We start from the raw sequence: 18,874 nt of genomic DNA on the forward strand, positions 1-18,874 counted from the left end.
GCCATGACTGCGCCACACAGGTCCATTCGTTTTCTGCTGGGTCCGGCAGGCAGCGGCAAGACCTGGCGTTGTGTCGAGGAAATCCGGCAGGAATTGCTCCGCGACCCCGCCGGTCCTCCCTTGATTTTGCTGGCGCCGCGCCAGGCCACTTTCCAGTTGGAGCGCCAGTTGCTGGCGGAGGGAAAGCTGCAGGGGTACACGCGGCTTTCCATTCTTTCGTTTGCGCGGCTCGCCACCCACCTGCTCGACCACCTGGGCACGGGAAGGCCGCGGCTGCTCTCCGAGGAAGGGCGGGTCATGGTGTTGCGGACGCTGCTGAAAAAGCATGGGGGGAGCCTGCGCATTTTCCACTCGACCGCGCAACTGCCTGGCTTTGCCGCCGAGCTGAGCCGCTGGTTGCGGGAGCTGCAACAGCAGCAAATCACCCCGCAAACCTTGAGCGAGGCGGCCGACCGATTGAAGCACCTGCCCGGTCTGGCGGCCAAGCTGCAGGATACCGCCCTGTTGTATCAGGCCTTTCAACAATGGCTGGAGGACCATGCGCTGGAGGATGCCGATGGCCTGCTGGGACTGGCCACAAAACGATTGCGCCAGGTCTATCAGCAAGGCACCCCCCTGGGGATTGGCGGATTATGGATGGATGGCTTTGCGGAATTGACGCCGCAGGAAGTGACTTTTTTGGAGGCTCTGGCCTTGCATTGCCGGCAAATGACACTGGCCTTTTGTGTGGAGAACAAGCCGGATGAATGTGTGAACAACAAGCCAGGCGTGGACAACAAGCCGGCTGAAGCGCTGCCGGATTGGCATCCCCAAGCCGTGGTGGCACGCACGCTCCAGCGCTGCGCCGAGCAATTGAGCGCACTGGAGGGCGCGGTCCTTCAATATGAGGTGTTGCAACGGGACACCGAACGCTCCCGCTTTGCCCGGGCGCCCGCATTGGCGCATCTGGAATGCCATTGGGCCGAGCTCATGCCGCCGCCGTTTGCGGAGACGACCCCGGCGGTGCGACTGGTGGCCTGCGCCCATCCGGAAGCTGAGGTGACCTTTGCCGCGCGCGAAATCGTGCGCCACGTGCGCGGCGGCGGGCGTTTTCGCGAAGTGGCCGTGCTCGTGCGGCGACTGGAAACCCATGCCGCCCTGCTGAAGCGCATTTTCCGGCAATATGAAATTCCCTTCTTCCTGGACCAGCGCGAGTCCATGGCTCATCACCCGCTGGCCGAGTTGACGCGTTACACCCTGCGGGTGATGGCGCATGGCTGGCAAAATGCCGACTGGCTGGGCGCGTTGAAAACCGGCCTGGCGCCCATCGAGCCGGAGGAGCTGGACGAGCTGGAAAATCTGGTGCTGGAGCTGGGGCTGGACGGGGAGCGGTGGCTGCAGTCCTGGGGGGAGGCAGCCAGCCCGGCCGCGGAGTGGGAGTCGTGCCGAAGCAAGCTGGTGGACCCCTTCAAAGCTCTGCGCAAGACTCTGACCAGCTCTCCCGGCGGGGTGAATGGGGAGCAGATAGCCTGCGGCCTGCGGCAATTCTTCGACGACTTGAAAGTGGCCGAAACCCTGCAACAATGGGCGCAAAATCAAACGCCCGGCGCGGGAGATTTGCCCCCCGCCGCTCATCTCACCGTCTGGGAAGCGGTGGAGGAATGGCTGGATACGCTGGAGCTGGCGCTGGGCGACCATGCTCTGCCGCTGGCGGAGTGGCTGCCCATTCTGGAATCCGGCCTCAGCCAGCTCAGTGTGGGCGTGATTCCCCCGGCCCTGGACCAGGTGCTGGTCGGCGCAGTGGACCGCTCCCGCCAGCCGGACTTGCATACTTTGTTCATTCTGGGCATGAACGAGGGTCTGTTTCCCGCGCCGCCCACTCTGCCCGCGTTGCTTTCTGAAGAAGAGCGCGCCTTGTTGGAACACGAGGGCAAACTCATTTTGGGCCTGGGCGCCATGGTCCATCAGGGCGCGGAAAGGTATTTGGGCTACATTGCCTGCACCCGGCCCGCGGTGTGTCTGGTGGTCTGCCGCGCCGAAGCGCAGGCGGCTGGCCAGCCGCTGAATCCGTCCCTGTTTTACCTGCGCCTGCAACAGATGTTTCCGCAAGTCCAGGAGGAAGCATTCACCGGCGAGTTTCCGCCGAAGGACAGCGTGCATTGGTCGGAGCTGCTGCCCGAGCTGGTGAGGGCGCAGGCATTGCCGGAGGAGCTGCTGGCACAGGTTCCGCTTCAGGTGCGCCGGTTAAAACAATATGCGCCCGACGAGCAGCTCAGCGCCGGCGTGGTGGACAAGCTTTTTAAGAAGCAATTAGTTACCAGCATCAGCGCCCTGGAAACCTACGCGGCCTGTCCGTTCCGCTATTTCGTGGAGCGCGTCCTGCGGGCGCAGGAGCGGCCCTTGTTTGCCGTGGATGCGGCACGGCGCGGTTCTTTCCTCCATCAAGTGCTGGCGGCCTTCCACCAGGCTGTCGTCCGGCAGGGCCGGCGCTGGCGGGATTTATCCCCCGAGGAGGCCCAACAGTTGCTGGAACAGGTGGCGCAAGAGGTGTCCGAGCAGTTTCAGTATGGCGTGATGAAAGCCAACGTGCGCCATGATTTTGCCCGCGAATTGCTGGTGGAGCGCTTGAAAGCTTACGTGGCGCAGGCGGTGCAATGGATGAGCGTCTATCAACTGAACCCCTGGAAGGTGGAAGTGGCCTTCGGCATGGAAGGGGACCCGCAAGACAACCAGAAATTGCCGGCATGGTGTCTGCCCTTGGATGACGGCAGCAAGCTCTGCCTGGTGGGGCGTATTGACCGGGTGGATGTTTGTCAACCAACAAAAGATTCACCACCGCTGGCGGTCGTCATAGATTATAAATCGAGCGAGAAAAAAATGGACGCCACCAAATTGCACCACGGTTGCGACCTTCAGCTCATGGCCTATCTGAATGTGGTGTGTTCCCTGCCCGACCTGGCCAGGGCGGCGCAAGCCAATGCTTTGCAACCGGTGGGCGCTTTTTACCTCAGCCTCACCGCCTCCGAATCCGGAGTTAGCCAGCGTGAAAAGGCGTGGGGGGAAATCTCGCCGCGCGACCAATTTCCCCATCACGGTCGCTTCGACCAGGCACACTGGGAAGTCTTGGACGCCAAGGCCAAACAGGGCAAAGCCACCGGGCCGGTGGCCTTTGGTTTTAAGAAGGGAGCCTCCACCCCATCCGGGGCCGATGTATTGGCCAGCCAGGATTGGCAGAATCTTCTGCAACAAAATCAGCAACACCTGCGCGCGTTTGGCTCGCGCATCCTGAGCGGGGACATGCGGGTGTCCCCCTGCCAAATCAAAAAAAAGAAGGCCTGCGAGTACTGTCCCTGCCGCGAAGTGTGCCGGTTTGATCCGTGGCATCATGAATTCCGGCGGCTGGCCGCGCCGCCCAAATCGGGAAACACAGCGGAGGAAGCAACCGGGGCATGAGCGGTGTAAATCTTTATCGCGGGCGGTTGGCGCCTTCCCCCACCGGCTACCTTCATCTGGGCCATGCGCGGACGTTTTGGGTGGCCTGGCACCGCGCCCGCCAGCACGCGGGCACGCTCGTTTTGCGCAACGAGGACCTCGACCGCGACCGCTGCCGCCCGGAGTACGTCACCGCCATGGTGGAGGATTTGCGCTGGCTGGGACTGGACTGGCAGGAAGGGCCGGATTGCGGCGGGCCGCATGCTCCCTACGACCAGAGCCGCCGCCATGCCTGGCACGTAGCTGTGTTTGAACAGTTGCGCTCCAGTGGTTGCGTGTACCCCTGCGTTTGCTCGCGTAAAGATGTGCTCCAGGCCCTGGGCGCCCCCCATGCGGGCGAGGAGGAGCCGGTGTACCCCGGCACGTGCCGTCCGGAAAAACGCCCCCAACCCATCGTGGTGACCGACCCCGCCCGCCTGCGCCATCGCGATGCCCACGGCCGCCGGGTGAACTGGCGTTTCCGCGTGCCGGACGGCGAGCGCATCACGTTTGCGGACGGCGCTGCCGGCCCCCAGGAATTTGTCGCCGGGCGCGACTTTGGCGACTTCGTGGTGTGGCGCCATGATGATGTGCCGGCGTATCAGCTTGCGGTGGTGGCTGACGACCATGCCATGGGCATCACCGAAGTCGTGCGCGGCGCGGACCTCCTCCTTTCCACCGCCCGCCAGCTCCTGCTGTACCACGCCCTGGGTTGGACGCCGCCGCAGTTTTTCCATGTGCCATTGATGACCGATGAACGCGGCACGCGCCTGGCCAAGCGCCATGATGCCCTGAGCTTGCGCGCCCTGCGCGCGGCGGGCGCCCATCCGGCGGAGTGGGGGGCGGAATGGGAGGCGTGGCTCGCGCAAACGCTGCCTGCCTGAAAGGCCATCAAAAAAGCATGCGCCGCTTTTTCAGAGCCGCTCCCTGAACCAACGCCGCGTCTTTTCCCACATGGCCGGAGTGTACACGTGGCCAAGGCCGGTGATGATTTCATTCTCAAAATCCGCTTCCGCCCGGTACAGGCGGTACACCGGCCGGACGGCGGCGTCAATCGCGCGGATGCCTGCCACGGGCGAGCCGGCGTCCTGCTCGCCGGTCATGAACAACATCGGCCGCGGAGCGGCCAGCGCCACAATGGCCTCGGTGTCAAAGTGCCGCAACAGGCCCGGTACGTAGTAATAAATCCCGTGGTATTTCAGGCCTTCGGCGGCGATGAGGTCCTGGTACCGCGTCAAACAAGCCACCGCCACGCCGGTCTTGGGCCGGTCATCCAGCGCCATAATCCACCACGTGCGCGTGGCGCCCATGCTGATGCCAGTGACCCCAATCCGCGCTGCGTCCACCTCCGGGCGTGTGCATAAATAATCCAGCGCCATCAAATCATCCCGCACCATCATCCCCCACAAGGAGCGCCCATACCACAAATTGAACTTGCTCGCTGACAATTCCCCCGCGCCGCCACGCTCGCCGGCGCCCCCGGGCCCACGGCCATTGCGCTCCCCGAAGCAATACGCATCTATGGCTAGCACCACAAAGCCCTCCCGCACCAGGGCCGGGCCGGGCGGCTCCGGCAGGGCATTGGTGCGAAACAGCTCCTCTTTGCCCACGTCGTATTGCCCGCCGTGCCAGTGGCAGTAGAGAATGGCTGGCTTGCGGGCGGGACCGCTCTTGGGCAGCAGCAGGTAGCCGGGCACCGTGTCCCCGGCGCCATTGTCAAAACTGAAGCGCTCCAGCGTGTAATATCCGCGGTCTTCGCGGCTCAAGGTTTGCGCCACCGGCGCTTTGGGACGGGGCGGCAAATCCCCCAGCGCCGCCCACGCCGTGGCCCGAATCTGGCGCCGCTGTTTTTCCCAGGTTTTGAGGGTGGCGGGCGCCTTGAAGGCCGGCACTGGCGGCGCCGCGGCCAGCCAGCGTGGTCCGGCGGAAGATTGGGTTTGTGCCATAAGCGGGAAATAATTCTGGCCGCCCCATGCAATCAAAAGGGCCGCTGCGATTCCACGGAGTTGCATGGCCCGACGATAAATGCTCCCTTGCGCCAGGCAACCCAAAAACCGCGCGGCGCCCCTTCATGCGTCCGGCAGCAGGCCACGCAACTGCCGGCGCTGTTTCTTGGTGGGGCGTCCCATGCCCTTGGGCCAGAGCACCAGCGGCTGGCGCTCCACGGCATGGCGTTTTTGATACTCCTCCGGCGGGGTCAAATCTTCCACATATTGGCGGGCCACGGCCGCTCCCACCCGCCGCTCCAACAAGCCCAGCACGCGCAAGGTGCGCGTAATTTCCCCCTGTTGCACCGTCAAATGCATCCCCACCCGCACGGGGTGCGCGGGCTTGAGCGCCATGCCCTCGCATTTGACGTGACCCGCGCGGCAGGCCTCGGCGGCCAGCGTCCGTGTCTTGTACACGCGCGCCGCCCAAAGCCATTTGTCCAGCCGCACGTTGCCGCCGGTTTCCATGGTGCTTGTGGTAGGCATTTTCCCCGGACAAAGCAAGGTCAGAAACAACGCAGGCCAGCCGCCGTTGGCGAAACAGGGGGCCCTTGCTTCCCTTTTCCAAAACGCAATGCCTTGCCGCGCCAAGCCAGGCCCCTCCCTGCCTGGGGCTGGAGATTGAGACGATGAAAACCTCGTGAACTAGAATATGGGCTGGGCGGATTTTTGCTGGACTCCACCCTGTTTTTTGCGTAATTTTCGCTATGAAGAGGGGCCGAAAAATGGCCAAAAAAATTTTGTAAAAAGAGGTTGACGCTTAAGGGGTTTTATGCAAAATTAAGGGCGTTGAAAGTGAAATAACCAGCGAACATAAGGGTAGAACCTATGAAAAAGATACTCATCGCTCTCGGTCTGTGCGCCGCCCTCGGCGTGCAAGCGGCAATCATCAATTCGAGTTTTGAGACGGGTAGTTACTCCACGGATTGGACGCGTTATCGAAACTGGTCTGGTGGCTACCCGAATGGGTCGCCGGTGGTGACTGGTACTCCATTACCTAATACTGTAGTGGTGACTTCGGATGGTTCTTTGACGCCTTTCTACGGCCTGTCAACGTATTACAATCCCGATAGTGGTGGTGACTACTTCGTGAAAATTACCACCACGTCAGCCAACCAACACCAAGGCATCTTTCAGTCATTCTATTGGAGTGGCGGAAACCCGATTTATGGATGGTTTACTGCGGCTAGCGGTGCACCGACCATTATGGATTGAAAACTTTCAGTGGCACGCCCATGACATGGAAAGAGTGGGATTTTGGAATAGTGCCGGCAGGTAATTACACCCTGTATTTCGACGTTTACGGCACAACTGCCGGTTTGACGGGTTATTTTGATATGTCCGTCGTCCCTGAACCGCGTGGCTGGTTGATGGGCGGGGCCCTGCTGGGGATGCTGGGCGTGAGTGAATTCCTGCGTCGGCGTCGTGCCCAGAAGGCCAACGCCTGAGGCGTTTCACTTTCAACTCTGTAAAAAGGCCAGGTTTTCCGGGCCTTTTTCTTTTCCCAAGCCCATCCCGCATTGGCGCTACGGCAAGGTGCAAGAGCAATCCTTGACCAGCAGCCCAGGACCCATTTCCCAACTTTACAGCCCGGCGCAAACCATTCTCCGAAAGTCACAGAATGAATCATGAAGAATGGTTGCAGGCGCCGGCTACGTTCATTCGACTTTCAGACGGTGGGAGGGCAAGTGATGGAGGATGATTAACGGGGCGCGGTGATTATGGCTGAAAATTCGCGCTATCCATTCCGGGCCGGAAAAACACAACTTTGCGCCTCACAACTTTTTGACCAGCCGCAAGCTCGGCACATCAAACCATACCTCCCCGCCCTTGGCGCGCAGTTCGCAGACCAGTTCAACTTCCTCCCAGTCCAGTGTCACGGCAAAATCATACGTCATCATCTGCCAATCGGCGGTGCCCTCCAGCCCTTTTTCCCGCGCGGGCCTGCCTGCGACCCATAGCCCCGCCCCGGCCCCCCATTGGGATTTGACGGCCTGCACATTGGCCGTGCGCAGGCGACCCTCGAAGCGGTACCGGCCTGCCGGCAACATCAGGCGGCTGCGGAAACCGGGCGCGCCGCCGTGGCCGGCACGGATGTAAAGGGCAAGCGGCTGGCGCTGGATTTTGAGGTCGGCGCCCCCCTCATAAATGGGCGTCCATTGCGTCACCGGACACACCCCCTCCTTGTCAAACCGCGCCTGTCGCTGGGCCAATTCCAAGGTTTGTTTGCGGGCCGTCTCGGCGCGCACGGCCAAAGCCCGCAACAGTTCGCGCTCGCGCGCCTCGACTTCGCGCAAAGTGCGGACATCGTTGACGGCCTGCAACGCTTCCTTAAGCCGGAAGGCCGTTTGCACGACACGATTGGAGAGGTCCGGATAATGAAAAATATTGGTGGCAATGTAACACGAGCGCCGCAAAAACAACTGGCGGGCCTGCGGAGTTTGCAGGATGGACTTGGTCACCAGCCCGTTGTCGCCCGGGTCAAAGATGGAATGCCCCGGGTCGCGAAACAACTGGTCCAAATCGTTGGGCAAAAAGACCAGGCGGCCCGTGACCGGCTCGGCATAGATGCGGAAGTTGTTGCGATTGCGGCTGTAACCGTCCCAATGCGCCGCCAGGGCTTCAATGGCCATCATGGAAACAAAGCGCTCCACGTCCACCGCGGCTTTGAGCTTCTCCCAGCGGGCTTCCGGATGGGGCTCCTGACAGGCGGCCACGGCGGCCTTGAGGTCTGCTTTGTCCGGCAGGCCATTGCCGAAGTCCAGGGTCAGTTCCTGATTGATGTCACGCCCGGGCTTGATGTCATAAAGATTGCCGGTGGCGGGGCGGAAATATCGCTTGAGGAAGTCATCGTGAAAATCCTCCTTGAGCACATACATGCCCAACAGGCGCCCGTTCAGCTCCACAATGGCATGGCCGGTGCGCGGTGAGGGCACGCCGGCGAGGCGAAAAAGGTAACCGCAGATTTTCTCGTTAAGATAACTGGGGTCTTGCACCGAATTGTTGAGCATGACTTTGAGCATGCCGTGGAATCGCTGGTCCGGCGTATGCCGGCCAAAGTGGAGCATCATGCCCGGTTTGTTGTCCACGGGACGAAAACTTCCAGCCGCCCCTTTGAGATGCAGGGCCACGTTCAAGTAGGTTTTGCCGCCTTCTTTCACTGTGGCGCTGACATTTTGGCGGGGATTGCGCCGGAGACTTTCGTAGGCTTCGCGGCTGATTTCGATTTGAATGCGCGGGATGGGGCCGTTGGTGAACAGGTTGGCGCCGGGACGGGACAACTCATCCGGGTCCAGCACCAGCGGCGCCGTCGGAGGCCGGGTTGCCGGCTTGGACGCAGGTGCGGACGCAGGCGCGGTGGACCCTATGCTGCCTGCGGACAGCACGAGAATCCACCCCAAAACAGCCAGGCGGCCCAGCCAGGTTCGCATGGATATCACGATGAATGGACGCTTGAATGTAAGCTTATGTTCAAGCGGAGTCAGCCGGAAACTGCTGCGCCCGGGGCACGAAAACTATTTACCCATTTTGGCAGGTGGCCCCCACGTGCAGATGCCACAGTCCCTTCATCCCGCCTGTGGCCCACGTGTAACAAGGGGCCGGAGCATAAAAAACCCATTGTGTTTCACGCGGGGCCACCTTCAAAAATGCAGGCCAGCGCTTTCCCGCACAAGCGCGTTCGCCTCGCGCGCCGAGCGCGGCGCAACCGATTTGGCTTTTCGGCGGTTTTGTTTCGGCGTACATCCCAAAGGCATGCAAACAATTTTTTGGCGGCAATGGCCGGCCCTCCTCCTGGGGGCGGTAATAATCCTGGCAGGACGTCCGGGAATGGCAGCGGAAGAGGAAGGGGAGTTGTTGTTCACTTCCTTCCGCCGCAACGGGGAGGATGGCCTGCACTTGCTGCACAGCAAGGACGGCTACACCTGGACCGCGTTGAAAAAGGACCAGTCCTTCCTGCGCCCGCAGGTGGGAGGCAAATTGATGCGCGACCCCTCGCTGGCGCAGGGGCCGGATGGCACGTTTCACCTCGTCTGGACCACGGCGTGGAACAAACATGGCGCAGGTTATGCCTCGTCCAAAGATTTAATCCACTGGTCTGAGCAGCGGTTGTTGGACGTGATGGCACACGAGCCACAGACGCGCAATGTGTGGGCGCCCGAGCTTTTTTACGACACGGCGCAGCAGGAATGGCTCATCGTCTGGTCGAGCACCATTCCGGGACGGTTTCCCCAGACGGAAAAAGCGGGGGACGACGGCTACAATCACCGGCTTTATTTCACCACCACGAAAAATTTTCAGACGCTGGCACCCACGCGGCTGTTGTACGATCCGGGCTTCAACTGCATTGACGCCGTGATTTTCCGGGACGGCGCGCGGCACGTGATGATTCTCAAAGATGAAACGCGGCATCCGCCGGCGAAAAACTTGCGCGTGGCTTTCAGCGAGCGCGCCACCGGGCCCTACGGGCCGGCCTCGGCCCCCATCACCGGCAATTACTGGGCCGAAGGGCCGACGGTGATTAAAATTGGCGGGAAATGGTTTGTCTATTTCGACCGGTACACCGAGCACCGGTACGGCCTGGTGACGTCCACGGATTTGCAAACGTGGACGGATGAATCGGACAAGGTGCGTTTTCCCAAAGACCACCGCCACGGCACGGTGTTGCGTGTCCCGCGGGCGGTGCTCGAGCGACTGCAGGCGGAACCATGATTTCCCATGAGTTGGCACCACCCTTCAACCTCCTTCCGGTCTGCCTGCGCACTTTGATTTAAGGAGCCGCCCCCGTGCCCAAGTGGGTCAAATTCATTGCGGCCTGGTTGCTGCTGCCCTTCTGCCTGGGGGCAGCCTCGGCCTTGTGGCGCGTGGCGCGCGCGGCGGGTGGCGCGGATACGGTATGGGTGCCCATGCTGGCCGGGGCGGCCTGCTGGGTGGTGATTTATCTGCTGCTGCCCCGGCCCATGTGGCTGTACGTCTTCGGCCATGAACTGACGCATGCCTTGTGGACATGGCTGTTTGGCGGGCGGGTGAAACGCTTCAAGGCCAGCGCCCACGGCGGGCACGTCCTGGTCACCAAGCACAATTTCCTCATCATTCTGGCGCCGTATTTTTTTCCGTTATATGCCGTCCTGGTGGCGCTGGTGTACGCGGCGGGTCATGCGGTGTGGGACTGGAGCGGTGGGCGGCCTTGGTTTCATCTGCTGCTGGGCGCGGCGTATGCCTTCCACGTCACCCTCACCGGCCACGTGCTGCACACCCGGCAGACCGATATTACTTCGCAGGGTTATTTTTTCAGCGCGGTGATCATTTTCCTGGGCAACGCGCTGGTGTTGCTGGTGGCCCTGCCGCTGTTGTCCGGCCAGAGTGTGATGCGCGCATTGGGAGCATGGCTGCGCCTCACAGGCGATATGTGGATACGATCGTCTCAGTGGTTTTGAGGGAAAACAGCACAGGTCCATGCCGGCACGCCGCCATTAATTTCGACGCAATATCTTCGAATGCTTTCGCTGTTACCCGGCAAACGCGACTGCCGCACAGATTTTTTTGCAAAGCCAGCGCAGCCATTCAACGCGCGGCGGCCGACGCAGCAAATCCTGACACCACGCGCTACACGGCACACGCGTCAGGATGATTCCGGGCAGCGCAACGAAAAAAATATTGCAGATTTTTTTGAACGACAGTTGACGAAAGCGCTCAAGCATGTCATATAAATGGCATGGCACACCATCAGCAGTCTGTGCGGCACATGTCACAGAGCGCAGGATGGTTTGTCTCTTCTGGTTCCTCCGTTGGCATTCAAGGAAGCGTGATTTTCTCTCCTCTCTCTCCCGGTGCATTTCTGCCCAGAAAGGAGGTGAAACACGATGGCCGATAAGAAGGCGAAGAAAGCGCCTGCCAAGAAGAAGGCAGCCGCCAAGAAGAAGAAATAACCCAAACCTTTAACCCCACAAGCCAGAGTTACATGGTTTTGGCTTAACCGAGGTCCATTTAACTCTGGCTTTTGCTTTTCTGGTATGCTTGAAAAATATCCTCCCCCGCCAGCAGGGTGGCTGGCTCATGAACCATGCGCCCTCGCGCCAAGGTGGGAGAAAGCCGCATGGAAACAGCCGTAAACATTGCTGCGCTGGAAAAGGAACGCCGCCGCCAGGTGGCCTTGATTGTCGAAACTTCGGTGGTCTATGGCCGCCAGATTCTGAGCGGCATTGCGCGGTACTTGCGGCAATATCCCGGCTGGTCTGTGTTTCTGGATGAACGCGAGCTGCGCGCGCCGCCGCCCGACTGGCTGGCAACCTGGCCGGGCGATGGCATCATCTGCCGCTCCACCACGCCGGAATGGGCGGAGATTTTCCGCCAGCGCCGGGTGCCGGTGGTGGATTTGAATGACCAATACGTGGATTTGGGTTTGCCGCGCGTGGCTTCGGACATGCCGGCCATCGGGCGGCTGGCCGCCGAGCATCTTTTGCAGCGAGGTTTTTCGCATCTGGCTTTTTGCGGTTTTTTGGGTGAGACGTGGTCTTTCCAGCGGCGCCAGGGATTTGCGGAAGTGGCCGGCGACAAATTGAAGCTGGAGCACGTGCTGGAAACGCGGTGGATGTCCTTGCGCGAGCGGCCTTATGAGGAGGAGCGCAACCGGATTGCGTTGTGGCTGCAAACTCTGCCCCTGCCGGTGGGCATCATGGCCTGCAATGATGTCCGCGCCCAGCACGTCCTCGACGCCTGCCGCCAACTCGGGCTGGACGTGCCCCGGCAGGTCGCCGTGGTGGGCGTGGACAACGCGGAAACCTTTTGCGAGCTGTGCGAGCCGCCGCTCTCCAGCGTGGTGCCCGATGCCGAACGCATAGGCTATGAAGCGGCAGCTTTGCTGGACCGCTTGATGGCGGGCAAACCTGCGCCCGCCCGGCCGCTCCTGCTGCCGCCCCAGGGTCTGGTGACGCGCCGCTCCACCGATGTTTATGCCTTTGCGGAGCCGGTGGTGGCCCGGGCCATGGAGTTCATCCGCCAAAATGCCTGCCAGGGCATCCGGGTGCGGGATGTGCTGCGCCATGTGAATTGCTCGCGTTCGTGGCTGGAGCGGGTCTTTCGCTATTACGTGGGTCATTCCCCGCGAGTGGAAATTCGCTCCGTGCAGTTGCAAAAAGCTCGCGAGCTGCTCCTGACCACCGATTGGAAACTGCCGCAAATTGCCGGGGCCGTGGGCATGGAAAACACCGCCTATTTCGTGAATCTCTTCCGGCGGTTTTACGGCCAGCCGCCCGCCCGCTACCGCCGCCGCCATCGCGTGGACCATCCCTGAGGCTGTCCCCCGCGGCAGGCCGCGGGCATGGCTGATGCGTGGAAAATATCTGAATTATTCAGACAAAAGATGAGAACCCTTCCCGCCGGGGCTGTGGTAAGGTCTTGAGTCTCGGTGACATTGGCAAATGAAACGCGCAATCAAATTCGCAGGGCTCTGGATGATGTTGGGAATCGTGCATGCGATGGGCGCGCCCGGAGTGGCGCATGCCCGTCTCACCCCGGTCCCCCTCTCCCAGGTAACCTTGGAAGACAGTTTCTGGTCTCCCAAATTCAAGGTCTGGCGTTCAATCACCATCCCGGATTGCTTCGCCAAGTTCGAGAAGGACGGGGCGCTGGCCAATTTTGACAAAGTCCGCGACGGCACCGGCGGCAAACATGCCGGCCCGCCCTGGTACGACGGCTTGATTTACGAGATGATTCGCGCCAGCGCGGATTTTCTGGCGATGCAGCGGGACGCGGCGCTGGAAGCGCGGCTCGAGGGTTACCTCGAGCGCATCGTGGCGGCGCAGGCTGTCCACCCCCAAGGTTATCTCAATACTTACACGCAACTGGAGCGCCCCCATCAACCTTGGGGGTTGAACGGCGGCGACGACAACTGGCAGCACGACGTTTATAACGCCGGCGCCCTGGTGGAAGCCGCCGTGCATTATTATCGTGCCACCGGCAAAACGCGCCTGCTGGAAGCCGCCGTCCGCCTTGCCAATCACATGGCCGAGGTCATGGGACCGCCCCCCAAACAAAACGTGGTGCCGGGACACTCGCTGCCCGAGGAGGCGCTGGTCAAGTTGTATGAGTTGTTTCTGGAGCAGCCTGCTTTGAAATCACGCCTGACTGTGCCCGTGGATGAGCGCCGCTATCTCCAACTGGTGGAGTTTTGGATTGAAAATCGCGGCCATCACACCGGCCGGAAGAGTTTTGGGGCGTATGGGCAGGACCATCGGCCCGTTTTGGAGCAGGAAACGCTCGAAGGCCACGCCGTGCGGGCCACTTTGCTGTGCGCCGGGCTGGTGGCGGCCGCGCAGGCCAATGGGCGCGCAGATTACCTGGCGGCGGCCACGCGGTTGTGGAGCAACATGGTGCATCGCCGCATGTATGTCACCGGCGGTCTGGGCGCCGTGGCGCAACATGAAGGCTTTGGCGGCGATTATGATTTGCCCAATGAAGGCTACCTCGAGACCTGCGCCGCGGTGGGGGCGGGCTTTTTCCATCACCAGTTGAATCTGGCCCGAGGGGAGGCGCAATATGTGGATGAACTGGAACGGGTGCTGTACAACGCCATCCTCACCGGCGTTTCACTCCAAGGTAACACCTATTTTTATGACAACCCCCTCGCCGCCGGCCCCCAACGCCAGCGCTGGTCATGGCATGGCTGCCCCTGTTGCCCGCCGATGTTTCTCAAAATCATGGGCGCGCTGCCGGGTTACATTTACGCGCAGGCGCCGGGTGAAGTGTATGTCAATTTATTCATCGGCAGCCAGGCCACCGTGCAGGTGAACGGGGTCAAACTTCACCTGCGTCAAACAACTCGCTATCCGTGGGACGGAGAAATCAGGCTGACCGTGACGCCTGAGCGCCCGGTGGATTTTGTTTTATATGTGCGCCTGCCGGCTTGGTGTGAGCAGCCGCGCCTACGGCTGAACGGGCGGGTCCTCTCTTCCTTTGAGCCCGTGCGGGGTTATGCGCGGCTGCAGCGCCCCTGGCGGCGCGGCGATGTCGTGGAGCTTTCCCTCCCCATGCCGCCCGCGCGCATCAAGGCCCACCCCAAGGTGGAGGCCAACCGTGGGCGCGTGGCATTGCAGCGCGGGCCTTTGGTTTACTGCCTTGAAGGCGTGGACCACGGGGGCCAGGTGCGGCATCTGGTGATTCCGCCCACAACCATCCTGCGCGCGGAGCATCAACCGGCGCTGCTGGGCGGGGTGACCGTCATCCACGGCGACGCGCAAGCCGTGCATCGGGCCGAGTGGCCTGACACGCTTTACCTTCCCTCATCCCGCGCGCCAGGGCTGTCCAACACGACTTTTATGGCCATTCCCTATTTCGCTCACGCCAACCGCCAACCCTCGGAAATGCGCGTCTGGCTGGCCGAGACGCCCTTGGTGGCCGAGCCGCTGCCCCGCCCCACTGTGGCCAGCCGCGCCCAACCCTCAGCCTCCCATTGTTTTGCAAGGGACACGGTGGCGGCGCTGAATGACCAGGTGGAACCGTCGGCTTCGGACGATGCCAAAATCCCGCGCTTTACCTGGTGGGACCATCGCGGCACCACCGAGTGGGTGCAGTATGACTTTGCGGCGCCCACCCGGGTGCAGGCGGTGGAGGTCTATTGGTGGGACGAACGGCGCATCAACGCCCATTGCCGCGTCCCGCAAACGTGGCGCTTGCTCTATCGTGACGGCCAGGAATGGCGGCCGGTGCGCGGCGCCTCGGCCTGCGGCACGGAGATGGACCGGTTTAACCGGGTGACTTTCGAGCCGGTGGCCACCACGGCATTGCGGTTGGAAGTCCAACTGCAGCCGGGCTGGTCTGGCGGCATTTTGGAATGGCGCGTTCAGTAACCAAGGAGGAATGCCTTGCTCAATCAACCATGGCCTCAGCCCTCTCCCAGCCCCACAACTCTCCTGAAACCTATGCACCCCCCGCCAACCGGCGGGACGAACCAATGAAATCCCAACCCCCTTCTTCTTGTGACATGAAACCCGGCGTGTGGATGCTTGGCGGTTTTGTGGCGTTGATTGCCGCCGCGGTGAACGCTCAGGAGGCCGTCATCACGGTGGACGCCGCCGCCCGCGCCCATCGCATTTCTCCCTACCTTACCGGCGCATGTTTGGAGGATGTGAATCATGAGGTGTACGGGGGGCTGGACAGCCAGATGATTTTTGGCGAGAGCTTTGCCGAGCCGCCGCTGCCGCTGCCCCTGCGTGGCATGACCGCCTACGGTGGAAATTGGACCGTGCAGGACGGCGTGCTGCATGCCCCCGCCGGGGATGGGCCCAAGCTCTTGTGCGACATGCCGCCCATGAATGAGGGCGAGGTCAGCGTGGAAATATTTTTTCCCGACCGCGGCCCCGGCAACGCCGGTTTGATTGTCAAGGTCAGCCAGCCAGGGGTGGGAGCCGACCGCTTCACCGGTTATGAAATTGCGCTCGAACCTGCCGGCCGGCTGGTGCTGGGGCGGCATCGGCAAAATTGGGAGCCAATCCGGAATGTGCCTTGTGAAGTGCAGGTTGGCCAATGGAACCAGCTTACGGTGCGCCTGCAGGGCGCGGCGCTGGAGGTGCTTGTCAATGACCGCACTATCATCCGCTTTGAAGACACCCAGCACCCGCTGGGGCCGGGGGTGGTGGGACTGCGCACGTGGCAGCGCGAGGCGCGTTACCGCAACCTCCGCCTCACCACCGGCGGCGCCACCCGCCAGGTGGAGCTGGCGTATGCCGATGCCACGCAGTGGGGGCGCGGCGTCAGCGGCATGTGGCGCCCGCTGCGCCGGGGCGAGGTGAAAGGTGAGTTTGGCCTCGAAACCCAAAATCCCTTTTCCGGCCCTCAAAGCCAGCGCCTCACCTTCACCAGCGGGCAGGGGGAAATCGGTATTGAGAATCAAGGGCTGAACCGCCAGGGCCTGCACGTTCAGCGCGGCAAGGTGTACGAGGGTTTTGTGGTGGTGCGCGCCCCTGCGCCCACCGCATTTTACGTGGCCCTGGAAAGCCGGGACGGCGCTCAAATCTACGCCGAGCGGCGGCTGACGGCTCCCGCCGGGGATTGGCAGCGTCTGGATTTCAAACTCACGCCCAATGCCACCGACACCACCGCGCGCTTTGCGCTCAAATTGAAACAGCCCGGCACATTGACAGTGGGCTATGCCTTTTTGCAGCCCGGCGCCTGGGGACGCTTCAAGGGCCTGCCCGTCCGCCGCGATGTCGCCGAGGCCCTCATCGCCCAGGGCCTGACCGTCTTGCGCTACGGCGGCTGCATGGTCAACGCGCCGGAGTATCGCTGGAAAAAAATGATTGGCCCCCGCGAGCAGCGCCCCCCTTACCGAGGTTGGTGGTATCCCCACTCCTCCAACGGCTGGGGCATTTTCGATTTCCTCAACTTTTGCGAAGCCGCCGGCTTCCTGGCCATCCCGGCGGTGAACATGGGCGAATCCCCGCAGGACATGGCGGATTTCATCGAGTACGTCAACGGCTCGCCGGAGACGCCCTGGGGCCGGCGCCGCGCGGCCGACGGCCATCGCGCGCCATATCGTTTGAAACACTTGCAACTGGGCAACGAAGAGCGCGTGGATGAAGCCTACTTTGCCAAATTCAAAGCCCTGGCCGAAGTCATTTGGGCGCGTGACCCGGAAATCATTCTGGTGGTGGGCGACTTCCAGTATGACGAGGTCATCACCCAGCCGCAGGCGGTTCGCGGGGCCGCCTCCCGTATCACCACCTTGAACGCCCAGCGCCAAATCCTGGAGCTGGCGCGCCAGCATCAGCGCGAGGTGTGGTTTGATGTGCATGTCTGGACCGACGGTCCACGCCCCACCGCTTCTCTGGAAGGCGCGCTGAGCTTCCGCGATGCCCTGGAAAAAATGGTGCCCGGCGCGCGGTTCCGGCTGGCCATCTTTGAGTTGAACGCCAATAACCACGCCCAGCGTCGCGCCCTGGCCAATGCGCTGGCCATCCAGCGTTTTCAACGCGACGGCCGCGTGCCCGTGGTCTGCTCCGCCAACTGCCTGCAACCGGACGGCCAGAATGACAACGGCTGGGACCAGGGGCTGTTATTTCTGAATCCCGCGCAGGTCTGGCTGCAACCGCCTGGGTATGTCACCCGCTTCTTTGCCCACCATTATCAACCCTGGGCGGTGCGCGCCCAAGTGCAAGGCGCGGGGGATGCCCTGAACGTTACGGCGGCGGTGAGCGAGAACGGGAAAAACCTGGTTTTGTACATTGTGAATGGGAGCGACCGCGAGGTGCCGGCACATTTGGTTTGGGCCAATTTCAAACCCGCCCAACCCACCGCCCTGGTGGAAGAATTGACCGGCCCGCTGGATGCCCGCAACACGGCCGCAGCGCCGCGGCAAATAACGCCGCAAATGAAGTCCTGGCGGTATGCCGCGAGCGGCCAGCCCCTGCGGTGGGTTTTTGCCCCCCATTCCGTCACCGTAATGACATTTCGGTGAGCACCGCGCCACGCCACCCACGGCAAACGTGCCTTGGCCAGCGCATCCTCCGCGCGGCCTCCCCGTTGCGCTGGCTCAGGGGACGTTGCTCACGAGGTTGGAGAGGAGTGGCAAACGTTACCCGCCCCCAAAGACCTCCGCCACGGTGCGCCGGGTTTCCTCCAGCCAGGCAGCCCGTTGCTCAGGGCTGCTGGTGATGACCGGCGCAAATATCAGGCGACGCACGTTGGGAATGCCGCAGATGCCAAACACCACTTTTTTCCAGAACACCTCCAGCGGGTCGCCATACAGCTCCACCTCCCGCTCCTGCGGGTTGTTGGCGGTGGTAATGACCAGCACGGCCTGCAACTTCAGCAGCCCCACCGCCTTGCCGCCGCCCTTGCCGTCGGGCACAAAGTTATACGCCCGGCCCGGGCGTAACACCCGGTCCACCCAGCCTTTAAGAATGGCGGGCGGCTGGCACCACCAATTCGGATGGACGATAATCATTCCCCCCGCCTGCTCCAGCTCCGCCGCGTAGCGCTCCACCGGAGGGGGAATGACTGCGCCGCGGGGGATTTCATCGGCGCCCATGACCGGGTCGAACCGCTCCTGATATAAATCATGATAGAGACATTCATGCCCCCGGGCCGCCACCGTCTCCCGTGCCGCCGCCGCCAGGGCATGATTAAAACTGCCCGGATTCGGATGCCCTAAAATCAATGGTATCTTCATGTCAATGGATTCACCGTTCATTCCGCCAGCCCGGCTGGCATGACCGGCCGTGGTCCGGCGGCGTGGATTATGAGTTTTTACCGTCTGCTGACAAGATTCTATTACCCTTCCTAATCCAAATCTCAGCCCTTGGCCGGCTTGGGCAAGTGCAGCCTATTCACCCTGTGAATGAAAGGTCGAGGCGACTTTCCCTCGCCCTCGTGAAGGGAAGGCGGGACATACAGATTATTAATAAGCCAATAAAGCTGCGCTTATGCTGTAGATTTACCTT

The 18,874-nt window shown here is 61.9% G+C and carries 14 protein-coding genes; 10 read left to right on the forward strand and 4 right to left on the reverse strand.

The genetic code is table 11. The features are described from left to right. Positions 1 to 3 precede the first annotated feature (3 nt). Positions 4 to 3,432, forward strand: a complete 3,429-nt coding sequence (locus NXS98_RS11910) for a PD-(D/E)XK nuclease family protein (protein WP_283845213.1) — start codon at positions 4 to 6, stop codon at positions 3,430 to 3,432. After that, positions 3,429 to 4,334 carry a tRNA glutamyl-Q(34) synthetase GluQRS gene (gene gluQRS, locus NXS98_RS11915; RefSeq protein WP_283845215.1) on the forward strand — a complete coding sequence of 302 codons (906 nt, stop codon included), beginning with the start codon at positions 3,429 to 3,431 and terminating at the stop codon, positions 4,332 to 4,334. Before NXS98_RS11910 ends, gluQRS begins: the two co-directional genes overlap by 4 nt. Before the next feature lie 30 nt (positions 4,335 to 4,364). On the opposite strand, the gene NXS98_RS11920 is transcribed toward gluQRS, so the two are convergent. Then, entirely contained in the window at positions 4,365 to 5,396 is a 1,032-nt protein-coding gene (locus NXS98_RS11920) for an alpha/beta hydrolase family protein (protein WP_283845216.1), read from the reverse strand. 123 nt (positions 5,397 to 5,519) lie between these two features. Continuing rightward, positions 5,520 to 5,924, reverse strand: a complete 405-nt coding sequence (locus NXS98_RS11925) for an Hsp15 family ribosome-associated heat shock protein (protein WP_283845217.1) — start codon at positions 5,922 to 5,924, stop codon at positions 5,520 to 5,522. Between the two features lie 342 nt (positions 5,925 to 6,266). Between NXS98_RS11925 and NXS98_RS11930 the strand changes: the two genes are divergently transcribed. Both NXS98_RS11930 and NXS98_RS11935 read left to right on the forward strand, forming a co-directional pair. Beyond that, complete coding sequence (locus NXS98_RS11930) at positions 6,267 to 6,653, forward strand: hypothetical protein (RefSeq protein ID WP_283845218.1); 387 nt, start codon at positions 6,267 to 6,269, stop codon at positions 6,651 to 6,653. Between the two features lie 20 nt (positions 6,654 to 6,673). Beyond that, a complete protein-coding gene (locus tag NXS98_RS11935; protein WP_283845219.1) occupies positions 6,674 to 6,886 on the forward strand; it encodes a hypothetical protein in 213 nt (70 codons plus the stop codon). 327 nt (positions 6,887 to 7,213) lie between these two features. Here NXS98_RS11935 and NXS98_RS11940 read toward each other — a convergent pair whose 3' ends face one another. Continuing rightward, entirely contained in the window at positions 7,214 to 8,869 is a 1,656-nt protein-coding gene (locus NXS98_RS11940; RefSeq protein ID WP_283845220.1) for a CotH kinase family protein, read from the reverse strand. A 322-nt stretch (positions 8,870 to 9,191) separates the two neighbouring features. On the opposite strand from NXS98_RS11940, the gene NXS98_RS11945 reads away from it, so the two are divergent. The 6 genes from NXS98_RS11945 to NXS98_RS11970 all read left to right on the forward strand — a co-directional run bounded on the left by NXS98_RS11945 (position 9,192) and on the right by NXS98_RS11970 (position 17,889). After that, positions 9,192 to 10,148 carry a glycoside hydrolase family 43 protein gene (locus tag NXS98_RS11945; RefSeq protein ID WP_283845221.1) on the forward strand — a complete coding sequence of 319 codons (957 nt, stop codon included), beginning with the start codon at positions 9,192 to 9,194 and terminating at the stop codon, positions 10,146 to 10,148. A 74-nt stretch (positions 10,149 to 10,222) separates the two neighbouring features. Beyond that, the gene (locus NXS98_RS11950) at positions 10,223 to 10,873 is read left to right on the forward strand and encodes a hypothetical protein (RefSeq protein ID WP_283845222.1); all 651 of its coding nucleotides are present in this window, start codon (positions 10,223 to 10,225) and stop codon (positions 10,871 to 10,873) included. Between the two features lie 60 nt (positions 10,874 to 10,933). Then, positions 10,934 to 11,146 (forward strand): hypothetical protein, encoded by a 213-nt coding sequence (locus tag NXS98_RS11955; RefSeq protein WP_283845225.1) that lies wholly within the window; start codon positions 10,934 to 10,936, stop codon positions 11,144 to 11,146. 386 nt (positions 11,147 to 11,532) lie between these two features. Continuing rightward, on the forward strand, positions 11,533 to 12,729 hold the full coding sequence (locus tag NXS98_RS11960) for an AraC family transcriptional regulator (protein ID WP_283845226.1): 1,197 nt from the start codon (positions 11,533 to 11,535) through the stop codon (positions 12,727 to 12,729). A gap of 127 nt (positions 12,730 to 12,856) precedes the next feature. Further along, positions 12,857 to 15,283: a glycoside hydrolase family 127 protein gene (locus NXS98_RS11965; RefSeq protein ID WP_283845227.1), complete on the forward strand. Its 2,427-nt coding sequence runs from the start codon at positions 12,857 to 12,859 to the stop codon at positions 15,281 to 15,283. Positions 15,284 to 15,417: 134 nt separating this feature from the next. Further along, positions 15,418 to 17,889, forward strand: coding sequence for an alpha-L-arabinofuranosidase family protein (locus tag NXS98_RS11970; protein WP_283845228.1), 2,472 nt, complete (start codon positions 15,418 to 15,420; stop codon positions 17,887 to 17,889). 117 nt (positions 17,890 to 18,006) lie between these two features. Here NXS98_RS11970 and NXS98_RS11975 read toward each other — a convergent pair whose 3' ends face one another. Further along, the gene (locus NXS98_RS11975; protein WP_283845229.1) at positions 18,007 to 18,603 is read right to left on the reverse strand and encodes an NAD(P)H-dependent oxidoreductase; all 597 of its coding nucleotides are present in this window, start codon (positions 18,601 to 18,603) and stop codon (positions 18,007 to 18,009) included. Positions 18,604 to 18,874: the final 271 nt, after the last annotated feature.

It is taken from the genome of Fontisphaera persica (genome assembly GCF_024832785.1).
Taxonomy (GTDB): Bacteria; Verrucomicrobiota; Verrucomicrobiia; order Limisphaerales; family Fontisphaeraceae; genus Fontisphaera; species Fontisphaera persica.